We start from the raw sequence: 17,432 nt of genomic DNA, 5'->3' as shown, positions 1-17,432 counted from the left end.
ATATTGCGCAGAAACAATCGCGTCAAGATACCAATATGGCCTCAACAGTCTCTCGCTTTGGACTCGCGGTTTGGGTGCCTAACTTTGTAGTTGTAAGTGCGCCAGCCGCGCAGGCAAATGTCAGCGCGTCCGCATCGGATTGTCCTTCGGCGAGTGCCACAGTCAGCGCAGCGGCAAAGGCGTCGCCCGCGCCCGTCGTGTCAATGACCTCGACCTTGGGCGGTTTGCCATGCGCCACTAACGCGCCGTCCCGCCAAAGCTCCGCCCCTTCGCCGCCCAAAGTAATGGCGACGAGTCCTTTATGGCCCGAGAGATTATAGGCGTCCGCTTCGCCTTTATTCACAATAATAAGGTCGGCACGGTCGAGGATGTCTTGAACGTCTGCGCGCACGGGGGAGGCATTAACCGCGACAAAACCTTTATAGCCGTCAATCGCGGCTCGAATTGTGTCCAGCGGAATTTCGAATTGTGTAATAAAATAATCGCTGCAAAGTTTTGGTACATGTTCCGGTGCATAGGCCGAATTAGCGCCGCTCGCGACAGCAATTTGGTTTTCGCCATCCGCCGCCACGCTGATAAAGGCGAGACCTGTATGGGTGTCGACGCGTCGGACCGCATCCAGATAAACGCCCTCGGCTTCCAGATTGACGAGAGCTTGCGCAGCATAATCGTCATTGCCGACGGCGCACATAATTTCCGTTTCTGCGCCCAATCGTTTTGCGGCGACGGCGACATTTGCGCCCTTGCCGCCGGGCAGGGCGGTGTAGGTCCCACCCGTAACTGTCTCTCCGGCGCCGGGCAGTTTTTCCAAGCTCACGATCAGATCCAGATTGACGGAGCCTAAAACAGTTAATCCATAGCTCATGAGAGATCCTCGCTAAAATCGATTATTGTCGCCGGATGGTTGGCGGCTTTTGCAAATCGCAACAGGTCTGCACTCGCAATTCGCGTACTCGCCGTGTTGCGCATCGGGTGGAACCAGACATGCTCATGCTCAAAGAGCGCCTTGTCGAGGATGAGCTGCACCTGTCCGTCCATATCGTTCATCACGGAAAACACGGTGACCGACCCCGGCACAACATCCAACAGGTCTTTCAGCGCCTCAGGCTTGCCGAAAGACAGGCGCTTCGTCCCGATCCGTTTATGCAATTGGTTCAATCGGATCTGCGTGGACCCCAATGCGGAAATCAAAATGAACGCGCCGGATTTGTCTTTCAAAAACAGATTTTTTGAATGTCCTCCCGGCAGGCGTGCTTTCACATCCGCGCCGTCTTCCACCGTGAACACCGCACGATGTTCTTCCGTGCGGTGATGGATGCCTGTTTCGTCGAACAAGGCATAGAGCGCGGCTTCTTTTGGATGCGGTCTCGTCATATCCCGCGCTTACGGGATTGGGGACACCTATTCAAATGGCGGATAGAAAAACGCCTCGCGGATAATCTGTCCGTCCGCGTTCGTTGTATAAAGCCCGACCTCTTTCATCTGCACCCGCTCACCGGAGTTTTTATCCGTGACGTCCATCTCGAAGATGAGGGAGAATGTATCATCCCCATGCAGGAAGGGCCCTTCCGCCGACGTGCTGTGAACCTCATTATTGGCGAACCACCAGTCATGTTTGGCGCGGATTGCGTCGAGTCCACTCGCTTCGCGTCCCATCGGTTCACCTGGCATATCCAGTGCTTCGACGGACACGCAGTCCTGTGCATAAAGCTCGTCCAGCGCTTTGGCTTCTTGCTCCGTCTGGCAATATGCCGTCAGAGCCTTAGCCGTTTTGACCAGTTTTTCATTGAACATCTATCTCTCCTCTTTCGCGTGTTGAGCCCAGAATAGCAGAGTTTGATGGTACGGGCGAGTCTGTTGAAAGGAGGTGTGATTTTGCCTGATAAAAGGCTTGATACCTCAACACATTTGAGTCTATACGGCGCGCCTACCGAGAGGCGGGCTGGCCAAGCCGCACGCCTTCTACGCAAATCTAATGAGCGGGCGTAGCTCAGTGGTAGAGCATCACCTTGCCAAGGTGAGGGTCGAGGGTTCGAATCTCTTCGCCCGCTCCAGATTTTTCATATAATTTTCAAAAATTTTCCATGATCTAAAACGGATCGGATAATTGCAGAGCGTAAAAGATGGTAGCTTAAGTTTACACGATTTAAATTTCATGGATAAATTTAAGGCGATATTTTTTCAAATCCGAAAAATCTGATTGCGTACTCAACTTTGAGGTGGGTGCGTCATTTTACCATTTTGACGACAAATTGAGAGTTTGGAAGTCAGATTCTGAGTTTGGAATATTGTTTCCATGCGAGGAGAGGGCTGCCATGATATTTCGATCCGAGGGTTTACGTGTCTTGAAATTTATCGCTTTTGTGACGGCCTGTTTATTGGCGTGTGTCGGTTTCGCATCGGCCCAATCCGGTATTGGTGATGAAGGTGCCGTTTTTCCGGATCTTGGCGATATTCAAAAACGGTATAATACGCAGGAACTCTCCGCGCTGACAAATGACCTCGCAGGGGATCATATTGACATAGATACGGGCGCTCTCAGTTTTACGGTGACGGATGTTTCCCTGCCCGGAAATGATAGCCTTGCGGTTGAGTTTACGCGGACGCTCTCACGGGATCGCTCCGGTCAAAAATGGGGCGATTGGACTATTGGCGTGCCGTCTATTTCTCGGAATTATGTTGAGGAGAACCGAGCTAACCTTGATCGCTGTACGGGAAACCTCACGCCGGGCTCATTCGAATGGTCAGCTCATACTGACACGGACGCCAATGGTGATGAAGCTTGGACGGGCACGCGTTGGACCGCGCATGACTTGCGCGGGAATATCCAGCATTACGGCCATCTCCATCTGGTCCACGATATGACGAACCAGCCTATCGGCATGTTCGGGCATGGCACGGGCAGCCATGGGTCTGACGCGGTGGACTTTGGCTCGCAGGCCTATCTCTATGACGCGAATAAGCGGCGCGTGAAGACGGTCCAGCGTAATCATCAGGGGACGGTGCTGGACGTTAATTATAATATCTTCGACGCCGCAGGCACGCTCGTGCAGGTCTATAATGCGACGAAAGGCGAGCGCACGGATTACGTGGACGGCCCGAACGGCGCCCTCGCAAGGATCAAGCGAAAGCAGGGCACGGACACGGTAACCTTCATCCACGCCGACCATCTCGGCACCGCACGGTCGGGCACGGGCTGGGGCGGGCAGGAACTCTGGGAGGACTACCACACGCCGTTCGGCGAAAGCCTGCTCCACCCCGACGCGACGGATGACCAAGGCGATTATACGGGACATATCCGCGACCGCAAAACGGGCCTGACCTACATGCAGGCGCGATATCAGGACCCGCTGATTGGGCGGTTCTTGAGCATTGACCCCGTAACGTTCATGGACACAGGTGACCCTAGATATTTTAATCGTTATGCTTACACGGCTAATGACCCAGTCAATTTAATTGACCCGACTGGAGAAGCCTTTGGTGTTGCTAGTAAAGTTATAAAAGTCGCTATAAAAGGCGGTGATGTTGGAGCGGTTTTAGCAGGCGGCATAGCTGATGCTAAAACGCTAACAGGTCGAAATGTTAGTTTAGGACGACGGCTTGCGGCGGGAGCTTCGTTAGCGACTGAGATATTCTCGCCCGTTAGTGCTAGGGATGCCAAGGCAATTACGAACGGTGCGAGTCAACTTTTAAAAGCTGAGAAGATTCAAGGCCCGCCAAAAGTTGACATCGGCCTCACGAATGGTCGCCGCACAGGTGGCACACCGCAAACCCGTCTCAAAGTTACCGAAGCAAGTGGTAATACGAAAGATATTACTAGAGAAAGAGTGAAAGCAAAGTCACCTAACACCCATCCTTCCGCCCCAAGTGGAGCAATGAGCAATACCAAATTCGATAATCCACAACCTGGTTCTGGGGGATTGAAAAGAGATCCCACTCCTGATGAAGTTAGGATGATTGATAATGTTGAACGGTGATATGGATTTGCACTCATTAATAATTAAGTTCCGTGATTTCATTGCGCTGAACTGGGAACGTATTCTTGAACTAGATACTCAAGACGAAAGTGACGCTTTGCTGATTGATTGGCTACAAGTTAATTGGGAAATGCTAGTTGAAAGACAAATACCTAACCCGAAAATTATTTTAGAAATTTACGGAGACGGTGCGGATAATGGGAGAAGCTCTCGCATTCAGTTTGCTGATGCTTTGCCTACTCATCGAGTATTGCTAAAATCTAAAAACAGGTCTCTTGTTTTTGATCACCTAAATAAAAAAAATGTGGAGATTGATGAAGCACCATTAACGCTCGATAGATTTGTTAGTATGCGCCCTGATGGTTGGTACTATGAGGAACCACCTTTTGATAAAGCGCTATCTTTCATTAATGGGAAAGAGGTAGTTTTTAACATCAACGATGTTGAATTTATATTAGGTCATATTGTTGATTAGAAAATGCAAAGAATAGAAAAAGGGTCAGATTAGGTGAGAAACAAGATAAAGCGAAGCGGCCATTGTGGCCCACTTCGACGCTAAAGCTCTGTTTTTACGACTTATTTTGTGGGCCAAAGTGACACCATTTTTCTATCACCTTGGGCCACGAGTGGCCCCATCCCAGAACCCTGTAGAATCCTGTATTTTACTACCTCTTTCCAATCGGGACTCTTAGACCATAATCTGCTATGTTGTCCGCATGGCGCAGGATGATGAGTTTTTTATTGATGGCCGAACGTCGAAGCGTTCAGGGTCGCAAGGCTCGCCCACACCCCGTTCGGCGAAAGCCTCATCCACCCCGACGCGACGGATGACCAAGGCGACTACACAGGCCACATCCGCGACCGCAAAACGGGGCTGACCTATATGCAGGCGAGATATCAGGACCCGCTGATTGGGCGGTTCTTGAGCATAGACCCCGTGACGTTCTTGGATACAGGGAATCCTAATTTCTTTAATCGTTATGCTTACACTTTTAACGACCCAATCAATCTAACTGACCCAAGCGGAATGTGCGCTGAGGATGGTAAGTCAGGATTCTGCCCTCAGGATGAAACCGCTCAAAAGATGTTTGATCAACAAATGAAGGATCCACATAGCAGTCTTCCACAGGCTGAAAAAGATGCTATAGAAAGTGGAACCTATATCGCCGTAAGTAGTAATGAAGATTTTGGTGGTTCCTCGGTTGGCCAAAATGAAACTAGTGACGGTGTTGCAATCCCGAATAGCTATGGATTGTCTTTTGCAAAACAAAAGGGCGTGTTTGAGAATTCTGATGGGACCATATCAGAACAAGATAGTTCGCCGACAGAAGTTTTTGAGCACGAGGTCGGTCATATTGTGGACATCATGTCAGGTGCTCCATTGACCGACCGTACTGTTGATACCATTGGTTATCCAGATAAACCAAATGAAGTTTCCGCCATTAACAGAACGAATATTTATAGAAGAAACACTGGTGGCCCCAATGCTCGTCAAAGAGTTTGTCACTCATGTTCTGTAGGTAATGCTAAGATTTGGAAGAAGTATGGAAGCCCATGAGATACGTTTATTTTATTGTAATTTCAATTTTAGCTCTTTTCACATTGAGTTTAACAGCATGTGCTCAATCGACGTACACCTCATCATGTGAGGAAATAAATGGGAAACCGATTGCCAGTTCGTTGCAAGAAATGATTGACCAAGCAGATTTTATTGGGCTCTTTGAGGTTGAAAGATATAACTCAAAAAGTAGTGAGGCTCCTCAAGCCAACTATCTATACCCACTTTACTCATACAATCTTAGCCTATCTAAAAATATCAAAGGAACCTCTCCTAAAGAGTATAGTATCCCTGTTTTTCTCGAAACCAAAACCGTTCCACCTGAGTATTTCTACATCAAAGATATACATCAAAATCTAGTTAAAAATGACCACCTCATATTAGGATTTTCTTTTATGGTAGAAATGAAATCTGGCGAATGTAGATACTCTACCACATTAGTGGAAGGGTATGAGTATCTTGTGTTTGGTGGAGCGAATAGTCGTTCCGTTTATCAGCCAATTTTAGATCGACGGTTTGACCCTTTGTATAGAAGTGTAACGGCTCTTATTAAAGAAAACGGGCCAAATTAGTGTTGTAACAAGATAAAGCGAAGCGGCCATTGTGGCCCACTTCGACGCTAAAGCTCTGTTTTTACGACTTATTTTGTGGCCCAAAGTGACACCATTTTTGCATCACCTTGGGCCACAGGTGACACCATCCCAGAACCCTTAAATTTACTCCCTCTTTCCATCAAAGACTCTGCGGCCATAATCTGCTATGTTGTCCGCATGGCGCAGGATGATGAGTTTTTTATTGATGGCCGAACGTCGAAGCGTTCAGGGTCGCAAGGCTCGCCAAAAACTCGCACATCTAAGAGCAGCGCCGCCTCTCAACCGATAGTCAAATTAGGTAATCTCTCTTGTGGGAGCATGAGCTTCATGACGCGTCTGGTGAAGGATATGGTGATTACCAAGCGATAAACATAATCCCCACCTTCACCCCCACGCAAACCCAATACTCACGCGCTTTCCAACAATCGCATCCCCACTTATCCGGCCTGTGCTATATCTAAACTCGTTCTTTCGGACATGGGACAGGCAAGAGATCGTTGGCTTTCTGGTATCGAAGGACGGTGTGCTTAGAAGCATCTTGTAACGGGGATGTGGAGGAGCCCAGCCGCGAGCGCCTGACTCTCTGGAACGAGAGCAGTCAAGTAAGGCCGCCGTTGGAAACACACCGCCGCGTGGTTTGTGCCAGAGCCTGTCTGACAATCAGGTGACGGTCGATATTCGCGTAAAACAAAACTAACTTTGGTATCCATCGCGGATATCACCACGCGGGCTGTCCCACCATTAACGGGAAATCTGCTCTCGCCGTTCCCACCGATGGGCGGTCGCACCTTCCCGCATGGTTATTTGAGAACGTCCTATCCCCAAATTTCCCTGTCAGTCTAGTCGATGTGTTTCTCCTTAAACGACTGCGTTTGGCCAAGTTCACAACAAATTGGTCCTACCAATTTAGCTATATTGGTCGAAAACATAGGTTAACGCGTTGCGTGGTTTTTGTTCTGGTGTGTCAAATAACAATAAGTTTAACATTAATGGGGGAGAGCACTCGATGAGTTGCCTAATCACACACCATAAAACCACGTCTCGTTTTCGCGGGCTAATCAAACGCGGCCTAACGGTCTCGACGTCGGCGCTCGCGGTTGGATTGATGGCGCAACCGGCTATGGCGCAAACGTCAGAGGATGAGGATGTCATGGTCGTGACCGGTTCTCGTCAGGTGATTCAGGACGCCATCGCGTTGAAGCGAAACAGTACGCAAATCGTCGATGGTCTATCGGCGGACGAAATTGGTGATCTTCCCGCGCTCTCCATTGGTGAGGCGCTTGAAAATATTACGGGCGTTGCTTCGCATCGTGAAAATGGCGGTGCCACTGAGGTCTCCATTCGCGGTCTTGGTCCGTATCTTTCCTCGACGGTTGTAAATGGTCGTGCGGCGACAAACGGCTCGGGTGACCGGTCCGTGAATTTTTCTCAGTTTCCATCAGAGCTCGTCAATAAGCTTGCCGTGTTCAAAACATAGGATGCGAGTCAAATTGAGGGCGGCGTGGCCGGACAAATTCAGCTCGAAACGCTGAAGCCGCTGGAATATGGCAAGCGCCGTCTCCAATTCGATCTAAAGGGTAATGTGAACCCGGATCAGCTCGATCAGGATGATACGGAAGCCGGTGATTTGGGCTATCGTTTTACGGGCAGCTATGTGGACCAGTTTGAGCTGGGTACAGGCGATATCGGGTTCTCCATCGGTGTGCAGCGCAGTGATATTTCACAGCCGGAAGCCGAGAGCCGTCAGACCGGACCGACGAGTAATTCCCGACCGGCCTGTTTGATCACGAATGGCAATGGGCGATATATTGAACCAACAACGCTTGGAACAGTCACGGGGTTCTCGAATAACCCGGAAACAAGACGCCGCGGCGATGACGATTGTGATGATCTTAACCTAGAAGGGTTTGACCTTGATGATCTGAGTGGCAGTGCCAGTCCAACGCCAGAAGAATTAGAAGCTTTCGGCCGTGGTTCTTTTGTTGAAGGTGTAGATACAGGTCTTATTAACGGTGTCGCGCCGGATGCGGGTGTGCCATTCGTGTTTGCTCCCTCCCAGCGCCATTTCCGTCAGAATGATACACGTGATGAACGGGATGCAGTCTTCGGTGCGATTGAGTGGTCGCCTAATGACCGTTGGAACATTAATTTGGACGCGCAATATTCTGAGCGAACTCAAACTGAGCAGCGCAACGACCTGACATTTAATGGGGGACGTCGGAATGATACATCCCTCAATATTGGACCGGGCGGAACCACAACAACACTGGATTCGCTCGTGGCAACGCCAAGCGGCGCGGTCTTACGGTCCATCACAGATAATTCGATTGAGATTCAGGGCGGTGATTTTGAACGTCGTGAAACTTATACGGGTGCGGGCGCGAACATCGTTTATGATGTGACAAACCGCCTGACTGTGTCGGCTGATTACGGCTATTCCAATACAAACCGGATTGAAAATAATCGGGAATTCAGACTGCAATCCGATATTTCGCCGGTCATCGAATTTGATCGTCGTGGCAATAATGTCCCGTCTTACACGCTCTATGACGAAGTGTTCGATGTGAATGATTATGATAACTATGTGGACCGCCTCCGCATTCGGATCGATAATGACCTTGAACGCGACAACACGATCCACTCCGGACGCTTTGACGTGGCGTATGACCTTGGTGACGGCTTCTTCACAGGGCTGGAAGCCGGTGTGCGTTGGGCGCAGCAGGATTATCTGGATTTCCCTGGAGGAGCAGAATCCAGCAACCCTCTGGACATTACGAATGGACGATTCTCGTTCGAGATTGAAAATGATGGCGAGCTGACGGTTAATAATCGCGAAGTGATTGATGATAATGACGAAGATGAGGATGATCCCCTCTTCGCCCAGTCTCAACTGCTACAGTCCAATATTGTCAACATTATTGGGTCTACACGCGATGCCTGCCGGACAGAATTCCCGGAAGGTAATTCATTCCTGAGCAGTCAACGCAATGGTGACCTCGTCACAAATATCGACGATGACGGTACAATAATCAGCTCAACAAATACTTGGGCGACATTGGACGCGGGCTGTGTGGCTGAAACATCGGTCAATTCCTTAAATGACATCTTGAGTGATATTAACGCCTATCTCACAAACCCTGATGCTGAAGAGGCAAGCTTCTCTTCTGCGCTCAATGCTTTTTCCAGTGATATTCCGGGCCTCAATCGGGAGAACACGCGGACAATTGATGTTCAGGAAACGACGCAGGCTATCTACCTGATGACGACTTATGACGGCTCTATTAATGGGTCTTTGCCGATTTCCGGTAATCTTGGTCTTCGCGTGGTTCAAACAGATGTAGAAGCCACGGGCTTCCGTCGTCAATTAATTGTCAATGATGATGATGGTGAATTGTCCCTGTCTTTCGGGGATTTGGAAACAATCCGGGCCGAAAATGATTATACTCGTTTCCTGCCAAGTGCGACACTGATTGCAGAGGTCGCACCGGATAAAATTGTGCGTCTCGGTGCATTCCGGGCAATGTCGCGGGCGGACCCCGCGGATATGGGCTTCGGTCGTCAGTTCTCGAGCAATACAGGTGATGATGAAAATCCGATCACAACGCTTGAGCAATTAATTGACGAAGTTGATGCCGATGGTAACCCGGAACTCGATCCTCTCATGTCGTGGAACTATGATGCCAGTTTTGAATGGTATCCGAATGAGGATTCAATTCTGGCGGTTGGTGCTTATTATAAAGCCTTCCAGGGTGGGTTTGAAAATGTTCGTCAAAATGAAACATTTGTTATTAATGGTACGGACATCACACGTCCCGTTTCTGTTCAGCAGACAAGCGATGATCAGAGCAGCCTGTTTGGTATAGAGCTGACCGCAACGCATCGCTTCAGCTATTTGCCCGGTATCCTCAGCGGTTTGGGAGCGAAACTGAGCTATAATTATGTGCAATCGGATTTCGAGTTTGAGGACAGCCGTTACGGTGATGCCTTCACACGCAATTTGGATGGGTCTGTGACGCAAACAAATCAAGGGATCATCGCCCCTGCCGGATTGCCGGGACTGTCCGAGAATACATTATCAACTCAGGTCTATTACCAGATTGGTGATTTCGATATGCAGGTAAATTACAAATATCGTGACGAGTATTTTCAACCTTTTATTTCTGATGGAACGCGCCTGCGCTATGTTGGCGACATCGGTGTATGGGAAGCGCGCGCCTCTTATGACGTGACGGATAATTTCCGTCTTTCCGTTGAAGCCATTAACCTCTTTAGCGCACCAAAAGAACAATTCGCTTTTGTTCGCGATGATCTTTATGAGGTCAATGATTACGGTCCACGAGTCTTCTTCGGGCTACGCGGCCGGTTTTAGTCTACCAAATTTCAGAGCGGCTGAAATATGACAGCCGCTCTGCAAATCTATGAAATTTGTAAAATACTACCTATAATTAATTTCTCATAACAAAATTATTGTCCAACGGCTCCAATAATTACAGGAGACCTGCATGACCCCCACACTTTTAAAAGCTACATTGATTACGATTCTTCTCTCTGGGACGGCGAGTTTGGCGCAGGTCCAGACTTATGACGGTAACGGACAGAATAAAGCGTTTCCGGGAACCCTCACGGATGAGGCCAACTATTTCGGATTTGGTCGTTATGACCAGATTAATTATCCGGGCACGGTCGCAAATTACGGGTTTGAGCGTCAGACAAACGGTCAGATTCACGCGAAAAAGCATAATGGCGGGTATAATATTTTGGATAATATCTAGGGCGCTTGGTTCATAAAACAGACTCGGTTTTATGACTTCAGTGAAATCTTTACCTCTATCGGGACCGATACCGGCATTACAGTTTATAACGGTACACGCGGGCGCGACACTTATTCCGGTTTCACGACGGGCGAATATAATTATCTCGGGCGTGCAGATTTTGACTAAATTGATTCCGAGTGTTCATCCGGAGACGACACCGTTGAGGAACAATCTCATGGCAGATGAATGTGACGAAAAATAACGGAGATACTTATTATCTTGAATCCATTGAGGGCGCCTATTTCGTTTTGGAAGGCCAATTCTATCTCGTCGTACACTCGTAACCGGCGGCGGTGCTCTTTGCAAATCGTATTCAGTCCCTAACCGGGTTCTCCACGCATGCTATACGGGTTCTCCGTGCATGCTATAAATGTTGCAACAGGCAGATCACATAGCAATAATGTACCTGATGGAAATGACCCGCTCTTCTGGTGGGACGCGAGCAATAATCAGCCTACTCAAATCTTGATTAACGCCGTTGCGGATATTCAAACCGAACTCGCGCCGAGCCAGGATCTGGACGGTCTCATTTGGGCGCAAGGCGAGTCGGACGCTGTTTCCATATATTATAGCAGTGCAGGTATTACGGAAACAATTCGATCGGAATTTGCGGCTGCTACCGTCAATATCTTCCAATATTTACGAAATGCATTCTGCGCGGATTTACCGATTTATGTTCAGCAATTAAATGATTTCGATATCCCGAACGGCGCGACATTCCCGCAACGTGGCGAACAGGACATTATCATCGCCGACCAGCGGGACACACATCTCGGTGCTGTAACACTTGGGGCAACGCAACGCGATCCCTCACATTTTGATACCGTTGCGCAGAACAATATTGCTGAGCAATTGGCGGATAAAGTTGTTGAGATTGACTCCGCCCCGTAAGGCTTTTCCATATTCCTTAAAAGGTTCTCGCATATAATATGTGGGAGTTTTTTATGTTCTGATTGGACCAAAACCTTATCTTGAGGCTGAGGTCGCCGATTTTAAACGGGCCACATCATAGGCTGGTTTAACGGTCTTCTTCTTTCGCCCAAGCAATTTTTGGACCTGTTTTTCGACAACTAGGTGAAACAAGCTTCCCGCCAAGGCCGTCCCGGCCAAGCAGGCTATTGCCAAGAATAGGGGAGAAAGTTCCGGCACCGTTTTTTCTGCAATTTTATAAAAAACCGGAATAGTGAAAACCTGAATAAGATAAATGCTATAAGACGCATCGCCCAAATGTTCACCCAATCGGAACTTCCACTGCGAAATATTGACGAGGCCTAACACGAGAAGGGCGCTTGGCAGCCCCCAGAGAACGGGTTGCGGCAGATCAGGCTTTATCCAGATACTGGCCAGTAACAAAGCCGTGCCCGCCAGCGTAAGTAATCCGGCATAAGATTTAGCCCAGGTCAACTTTGACAATTTAGCGATAATCATACCAAAGCCGAATTCGAGAATGATCGAATCTTGCCCCGCAAAGACGACCAAACCGGACAGGATGATGAGGGGCAGTATAAATTGCACTGTCTTATTCTTGAATAGCAGACACAGTCCGAAGATCAGATAGAACATCATTTCCCATTCTAATGTCCAGCCAACATAAAGGATTGGCATATCCAGTGTCGTCCAACGCGTCAGAAACAGGAAGGAGGCGAGGACGGCTTCCACCGCCAAGGGCTCACCGCGGAAATCACCTGTTAATAGGATCGCGACGAACCCAACCCCCGTTAGGATCCAGTAAATCGGGACAATCCGGACGGCACGACTGTGCAGAAACGCCACTGGTTTTCGGGGGCGAAGCTCTGCAATGTAAACCATGATAAAGCCGGACAAGACGAAGAAAATATCAATCCCGTTCGCACCCCAACCCCGCAAAAATTCCAAGGCGGGAATAGCAAAGCCTTGTTCTCCCCCAATCTCAATGATGTGGAACAATACAACATTCAGAGCCGCAAAGGCTCGGAGTATCTGTAAATTGCTTAACACGCAGACGCACTCCTGTCTCAGTATGGACAGGGTCGTGCAATTCCCGCACCAAGTGTAAAGAGGGCTCAAAAACGTTCATTCGCGAAAATCGCGACATTATAAAGTGTGTCTAGACTTTATCGACATCGCCAAGATCATCCCTTAGTGCTTTTCAACTATGACCGTTTATGTCGACACCGCGCGCCACCCGTTTAGGGGTTACATTATGTGCCATATGACGGCGGATACACTGTCTGAGCTGCATGATATGGCCGACCGTTTGCAGATGAAACGGGATTGGTTTCAGGAACCGCCAAAGGCTAGTCATCCGCATTATGATATTCCGGAGGCCCGCCGCGCTAAGGCAATTGCGCTCGGCGCGATCGAAGTCGACGACCGGACGGGACTTCATTTTGCCGCGCGGTTGGGTTTGGAATGGGCTGAGCTGCAACAAGATGAATGTCGAATATTAAAATATACTCGTACGGTTCAACGGACAGACCGTTATCGTCAGGCTTTTATAGGACGAATAGAATGAGCAAGCCACTTGAGGGTATCCGCGTTATTGAACTCGCCGGAATAGGCCCTGGGCCTTATGCAGGGCAACTCCTATCAGATATGGGCGCGGAGGTTATCATGGTGAACCGACCGGGTCCGATGTCCGCTGTGCCCATGATTTCAAACCGGAACAAGACGACCATTACGCTGGACCTCCGAAAGCCGGAAGGCGTGGCGGTCGTGTTGGACCTCGTGAAGACCGCGGATGTCTTGTTTGAAGGCCTGCGCCCCGGTGTGACAGAACGGCTGGGCATTGGGCCAGAGGCGTGCCACCTCGTCAACCCAAAACTCGTCTATGGCCGCATGACGGGATGGGGTCAGACCGGTCCCTGGGCGAAGACCGCAGGGCATGATATTAATTATATTGCGATTACGGGCGCGCTTGGCGCGATGGGGAAAAAGGGGGAACCGCCCGTACCGCCCCTTAACCTCGTCGGGGATTATGGCGGCGGATCGCTCTTTCTCGTCAACGGTATTCTCGCCGCGCTGATACAGGCGGGCCGCACGGGGAAGGGCGATATTGTCGATACGGCGATTATTGACGGGACGAATTCCCTGATGAGCATTCTTCATACGCTGGACGGGATTGGTCAGTGGACGCCTGAGCGGGGCGCAAACCTGTTGGACGGGGCTATGCCCTATTACCGCTGTTACGCAACGCAGGACGGGAAGTTCATGGCGGTGGGTCCGCTAGAGCCCCAATTCTTTGCCGAGATGTTACGCGTGCTCGACATCGACCCGACCGAATATGGCGGGCAGAATGATAAATCGAAATTCGCGGAACAGCATGACTTGCTGGAAAGAACTTTTGCGACCAAAACACGGGATGATTGGGCGGCTTTGTTCGACGGCACGGATGCCTGCGTCGCGCCCGTCCTGACCTATGCGGAAGCCGCTGAGCATCCGCAGAATATTGCGCGGGGTGGGCTGAAAAAACACGGGCCGTTCACCCATCCGCGTACGGCACCCGTTTTTCAAGGCACGATGGAAGATCCGGAATTTTCGATATCCGGGCCCAATGCGAATGCGACGGAATTATTTAATGAACTCGGCTATGACACGGTGAAAATCGAAGCGCTTAAAGCTGCAGGAATCACACCCTAGAGCAGACTGTTTTTGATCATTGGCTGGAGCGTCTGTTGCAGTTCAATCGAATCTTGAACGGGCGTTTGAAAGCTCGGCTCATCCACGCCAATAATCGCCCAATATCCTGTTTCGAAATTGACTCAGGGCGTGAAGCCCCAACCCCCCGGGTGAGGATGTGATGGACGCGTCAGAACAACGTTCGGAAAAAGGGGTGTCGTCACATTCGATGAAAAACCCGAATCCATAATGTCATTCCAATTCCAGATTATCCAAAGCGCTGAACCGGCTAAGAAAGGTGACGCCATATGTGCGGTCCTGACGCCATGCCGTCACATCTTTCACCATCAAGGCCGCAAGCGTCAGGTGATCCGGACCATAGGCGAAGGCGTCGGCGGGCGGTGTGTCCGGTCCCTCAACAATTATCGAACTCGCGCAGTCCCGCAGGGAGACATCGCCTTGTCCATGACAGCCGCGACCGCTCGGTCGAGCATTGAACCCCGAGGTAAAACTTCCAAGCTGTTCGAGCGTGACGGATGACCGGATGTCATCGACAGCATAGGGCCAATCCACGATTGTTTCGGACAATCGGCTCTGCTCCGACAGTGTTCCTGCCTCGATCAATGTTCAGAGTCCCATACCGCTCACCAGTTTAGAGGCCGAGGCGACATTTGTAGATTGCTCGAGATCGAAATCGCCCTTCCGGTAGTGATAGAGAACACCGGAACTGTTCCCGATCAGGACTGCACCCTCGGCGATGGGAGAGCGTTCAACCTCTGCACCAATGGCGGAAAATCATATGACGCGGGTGGCGGGGAGGATGTTGGCGGAGGTACAGAGCGTGCTCCGTTGCCGCCGCAGGATGAAAAGAACAAGGCGCTCGAGAATAGCGCAGAATATGAGAAAAGTTTCATAGCGTGGTCTTTCCTTCCAAAAGGACACACGTTTCATCCACGAAAGTCCTTCGCAAAAATCAGAGTTTTCTTTCATCCGTATTCAGGGCATCGGATAGCCGCATTTTCGCGCTGCCGGGTTTGAGGGGTTTTTGCTGGCTCGCATGTGGTGCCCATCCTGTCATCCAGAGGATTTCGAAAGTCGCGAGGAGCTTCCCGTCCTCACGCGAGAAATGCTCTGCATATTTTTCCCGCAAGGTTGTAAACCAGCCCCGCGAGAGTGGACGCTTATCCCGCGCGCTGAGTGCATTTGTAAGACCCAGATCCCGCAGATCAGAGACCAGACTTTCCAGCTTTCCATAAGTCACGGTCATCCGGTCCGTATCAACGACCGGCAGTGCTAGTCCCGTTCGCCCTAACAACATCGCGGCCTGTGAATAATCGACCATGGGATAGACCCTCGCCGTCGCTCCGCCAATGATCTGTTGATCTGTGGCGTAAAGGCTTTGCCGGAGTTGGGTCAGGGTCTCTCCGCCGAACTGAGCCACAATCAGGAGCCCGTCAGGTTTCAGGTACTGGCGAAATGTCGTCAACGTATTCGGAAGACCCTCATCGCTTTGTAGCTCAAGTAGGGAGAGAATGACGTCATAGTCACTGTCCAAATCGGCGGGTCTCTCTATATGGTCAAATGATATAGGCCGCCGCTCAGGCCGGAGGTGGGATTGAATAATGTCCCGTCCATCAAAGCCGCCAATTAAAACGGCCCGATCAAACTGCCGATTAATATCTTCCAATCGTGAGGCCGCATCCTCTGCCGCGCGTTGGTATAAAAACGACACGCCTTTACGGGCTTGTCGGTGCGTGGCGCGGGTCTTTGCGAAACGCAACGCGATTGGGTCAAATATTTTCGGTGGAGACGTGTTCATATCCTTGCGCTACTGTCGCAAACATGTCGGAAACACAAGATGACAGCCTGCCACAAGTCATGACGCGTGTGCTGAAACATGCGGGCGGGTCTGTCGTGGATACCGTGCTGCCCCCGCAAGAGCTTCTGAGCCTCGCGGGTGATCCGCTGTCCAAACGGTTGTGGGAGAATGTCACCTTCCTCGACGCGCCGTGGTGCGAGGCCTGCGGCTTTCCATTTGAATACCAGATTGCTGACGGTGGATTATGTGGGCGCTGTTCCGTCCGCAAACCCGCCTATGACCATGCGCGTGCGGCGATGGCTTATGATGACGGGTCACGCGCGCTGGTGCTGTCATTTAAACACGGGGGCCGAACGGAAGGGCTGGCCGGATTCGCGGCGCAGATGCGACGGGCGGGGCGGGACATATTGGACGGCGCGGATTATCTCATTCCCGTGCCGCTCCACCCTTCTCGTCTCATTCGGCGAAAATATAATCAGGCGGCGCTGCTGGCGCGGGCGCTGGGTAAAATCACATCGGCAAAGTTTGATCCTGATAGTTTGATGCGCACTAAGCGCACAGAAAGCCAAGGGCAGTTTAATCTGCGGCAACGGGCAGATAATGTGCGCGGCGCGTTTGATATTCGTCCCGGTGCAATGGACAGATTACAGGGCGCGCATGTCATCCTGATTGATGACGTGCTCACGACGGGCGCGACTTTGGAAGCTTGCGCGCGCACCCTGAAAAAAGCGGGCGCCCGACAAGTGGACGGATTATGCTTGGCACGGGTCGCAAAAGCCGCCGCATTGCCTACATAAGGACCTAACAGGAAAGAAAATCTCATGGCCAAAGTCGAAATGTATTCCAAATTCATGTGCCCGTTCTGTATTCGGGCCAAGCATTTGCTGGAGAAAAAGGGCGTCGACGTCATCGATATCCCCGCCACTAAACCGGAAAAGCGGCAGGAAATGAACGCGCGGTCGGGCCGCAACACCTTCCCGCAAATCTTCATTGACGGCAAACATGTCGGCGGCAGTGACGACCTCGCAGCGCTGGAGCGTGCGGGGAAACTCGACGCGATGCTCGGCCTCTAAT

18 protein-coding genes and 1 tRNA gene are annotated in these 17,432 nt (G+C 50.6%); 13 read left to right on the top strand and 6 right to left on the bottom strand.

Annotated features, from left to right (window positions below):
• Positions 1-22: 22 nt before the first annotated feature.
• From ACP9M6_RS01950 to ACP9M6_RS01940, 3 genes are read right to left on the bottom strand one after another with little or no spacing between them, the layout of a single operon-like run.
• A complete protein-coding gene (locus ACP9M6_RS01950; RefSeq protein ID WP_427452968.1) occupies positions 23-865 on the bottom strand; it encodes a ribokinase in 843 nt (280 codons plus the stop codon).
• Positions 862-1,374 (bottom strand): prolyl-tRNA synthetase associated domain-containing protein, encoded by a 513-nt coding sequence (locus ACP9M6_RS01945; protein WP_427452967.1) that lies wholly within the window; start codon positions 1,372-1,374, stop codon positions 862-864. Before ACP9M6_RS01945 ends, ACP9M6_RS01950 begins: the two co-directional genes overlap by 4 nt.
• A gap of 27 nt (positions 1,375-1,401) precedes the next feature.
• Positions 1,402-1,794, bottom strand: a complete 393-nt coding sequence (locus ACP9M6_RS01940) for a SnoaL-like domain-containing protein (protein WP_427452965.1) — start codon at positions 1,792-1,794, stop codon at positions 1,402-1,404.
• A gap of 185 nt (positions 1,795-1,979) precedes the next feature.
• On the opposite strand from ACP9M6_RS01940, the gene ACP9M6_RS01935 reads away from it, so the two are divergent.
• The 9 genes from ACP9M6_RS01935 to ACP9M6_RS01895 all read left to right on the top strand — a co-directional run bounded on the left by ACP9M6_RS01935 (position 1,980) and on the right by ACP9M6_RS01895 (position 11,833).
• Positions 1,980-2,054: transfer RNA gene (locus ACP9M6_RS01935), tRNA-Gly, on the top strand.
• A gap of 261 nt (positions 2,055-2,315) precedes the next feature.
• Positions 2,316-3,977 carry an RHS repeat-associated core domain-containing protein gene (locus tag ACP9M6_RS01930; RefSeq protein WP_427452963.1) on the top strand — a complete coding sequence of 554 codons (1,662 nt, stop codon included), beginning with the start codon at positions 2,316-2,318 and terminating at the stop codon, positions 3,975-3,977.
• A complete protein-coding gene (locus ACP9M6_RS01925; RefSeq protein ID WP_427452961.1) occupies positions 3,964-4,452 on the top strand; it encodes a hypothetical protein in 489 nt (162 codons plus the stop codon). Before ACP9M6_RS01930 ends, ACP9M6_RS01925 begins: the two co-directional genes overlap by 14 nt.
• Before the next feature lie 333 nt (positions 4,453-4,785).
• Positions 4,786-5,535, top strand: coding sequence for an RHS repeat-associated core domain-containing protein (locus ACP9M6_RS01920; protein WP_427454737.1), 750 nt, complete (start codon positions 4,786-4,788; stop codon positions 5,533-5,535).
• Positions 5,532-6,107 carry a hypothetical protein gene (locus tag ACP9M6_RS01915; protein WP_427452959.1) on the top strand — a complete coding sequence of 192 codons (576 nt, stop codon included), beginning with the start codon at positions 5,532-5,534 and terminating at the stop codon, positions 6,105-6,107. The genes ACP9M6_RS01920 and ACP9M6_RS01915 overlap by 4 nt, the downstream gene beginning before the upstream one ends.
• Positions 6,108-7,134: 1,027 nt before the next feature.
• Complete coding sequence (locus ACP9M6_RS01910) at positions 7,135-7,605, top strand: TonB-dependent receptor plug domain-containing protein (RefSeq protein WP_427452958.1); 471 nt, start codon at positions 7,135-7,137, stop codon at positions 7,603-7,605.
• A 24-nt stretch (positions 7,606-7,629) separates the two neighbouring features.
• Positions 7,630-10,497 carry a TonB-dependent receptor domain-containing protein gene (locus ACP9M6_RS01905; RefSeq protein WP_427452956.1) on the top strand — a complete coding sequence of 956 codons (2,868 nt, stop codon included), beginning with the start codon at positions 7,630-7,632 and terminating at the stop codon, positions 10,495-10,497.
• 133 nt (positions 10,498-10,630) lie between these two features.
• The gene (locus ACP9M6_RS01900; protein ID WP_427452954.1) at positions 10,631-10,900 is read left to right on the top strand and encodes a hypothetical protein; all 270 of its coding nucleotides are present in this window, start codon (positions 10,631-10,633) and stop codon (positions 10,898-10,900) included.
• A gap of 381 nt (positions 10,901-11,281) precedes the next feature.
• On the top strand, positions 11,282-11,833 hold the full coding sequence (locus ACP9M6_RS01895; protein ID WP_427452952.1) for a sialate O-acetylesterase: 552 nt from the start codon (positions 11,282-11,284) through the stop codon (positions 11,831-11,833).
• 75 nt (positions 11,834-11,908) lie between these two features.
• Here ACP9M6_RS01895 and ACP9M6_RS01890 read toward each other — a convergent pair whose 3' ends face one another.
• A complete protein-coding gene (locus tag ACP9M6_RS01890) occupies positions 11,909-12,919 on the bottom strand; it encodes an acyltransferase family protein (RefSeq protein ID WP_427452950.1) in 1,011 nt (336 codons plus the stop codon).
• Positions 12,920-13,124: 205 nt separating this feature from the next.
• On the opposite strand from ACP9M6_RS01890, the gene ACP9M6_RS01885 reads away from it, so the two are divergent.
• Positions 13,125-13,436: a DUF4031 domain-containing protein gene (locus tag ACP9M6_RS01885; RefSeq protein ID WP_427452948.1), complete on the top strand. Its 312-nt coding sequence runs from the start codon at positions 13,125-13,127 to the stop codon at positions 13,434-13,436.
• A complete protein-coding gene (locus ACP9M6_RS01880; RefSeq protein WP_427452946.1) occupies positions 13,433-14,560 on the top strand; it encodes a CaiB/BaiF CoA transferase family protein in 1,128 nt (375 codons plus the stop codon). Before ACP9M6_RS01885 ends, ACP9M6_RS01880 begins: the two co-directional genes overlap by 4 nt.
• A gap of 231 nt (positions 14,561-14,791) precedes the next feature.
• Here the strand turns inward: ACP9M6_RS01880 and ACP9M6_RS01875 are convergent, their stop codons facing one another.
• A complete protein-coding gene (locus ACP9M6_RS01875) occupies positions 14,792-15,127 on the bottom strand; it encodes a hypothetical protein (RefSeq protein ID WP_427452945.1) in 336 nt (111 codons plus the stop codon).
• 385 nt (positions 15,128-15,512) lie between these two features.
• A complete protein-coding gene (locus ACP9M6_RS01870; RefSeq protein WP_427452943.1) occupies positions 15,513-16,358 on the bottom strand; it encodes an SAM-dependent methyltransferase in 846 nt (281 codons plus the stop codon).
• A gap of 23 nt (positions 16,359-16,381) precedes the next feature.
• Between ACP9M6_RS01870 and ACP9M6_RS01865 the strand changes: the two genes are divergently transcribed.
• The gene (locus ACP9M6_RS01865; RefSeq protein WP_427452942.1) at positions 16,382-17,155 is read left to right on the top strand and encodes a ComF family protein; all 774 of its coding nucleotides are present in this window, start codon (positions 16,382-16,384) and stop codon (positions 17,153-17,155) included.
• A 24-nt stretch (positions 17,156-17,179) separates the two neighbouring features.
• A complete protein-coding gene (gene grxC, locus ACP9M6_RS01860; RefSeq protein ID WP_427452940.1) occupies positions 17,180-17,431 on the top strand; it encodes a glutaredoxin 3 in 252 nt (83 codons plus the stop codon).
• The last annotated feature ends 1 nt before the right edge of the window (position 17,432 follow it).

Origin of the sequence: Litorimonas sp. WD9-15 (genome assembly GCF_050271975.1) — a bacterium.
Lineage (GTDB): Bacteria > Pseudomonadota > Alphaproteobacteria > Caulobacterales > Maricaulaceae > Litorimonas.
Note: the sequence above shows the minus strand (reverse complement) of the source record. Positions and strands in the feature narration are given on the sequence as shown.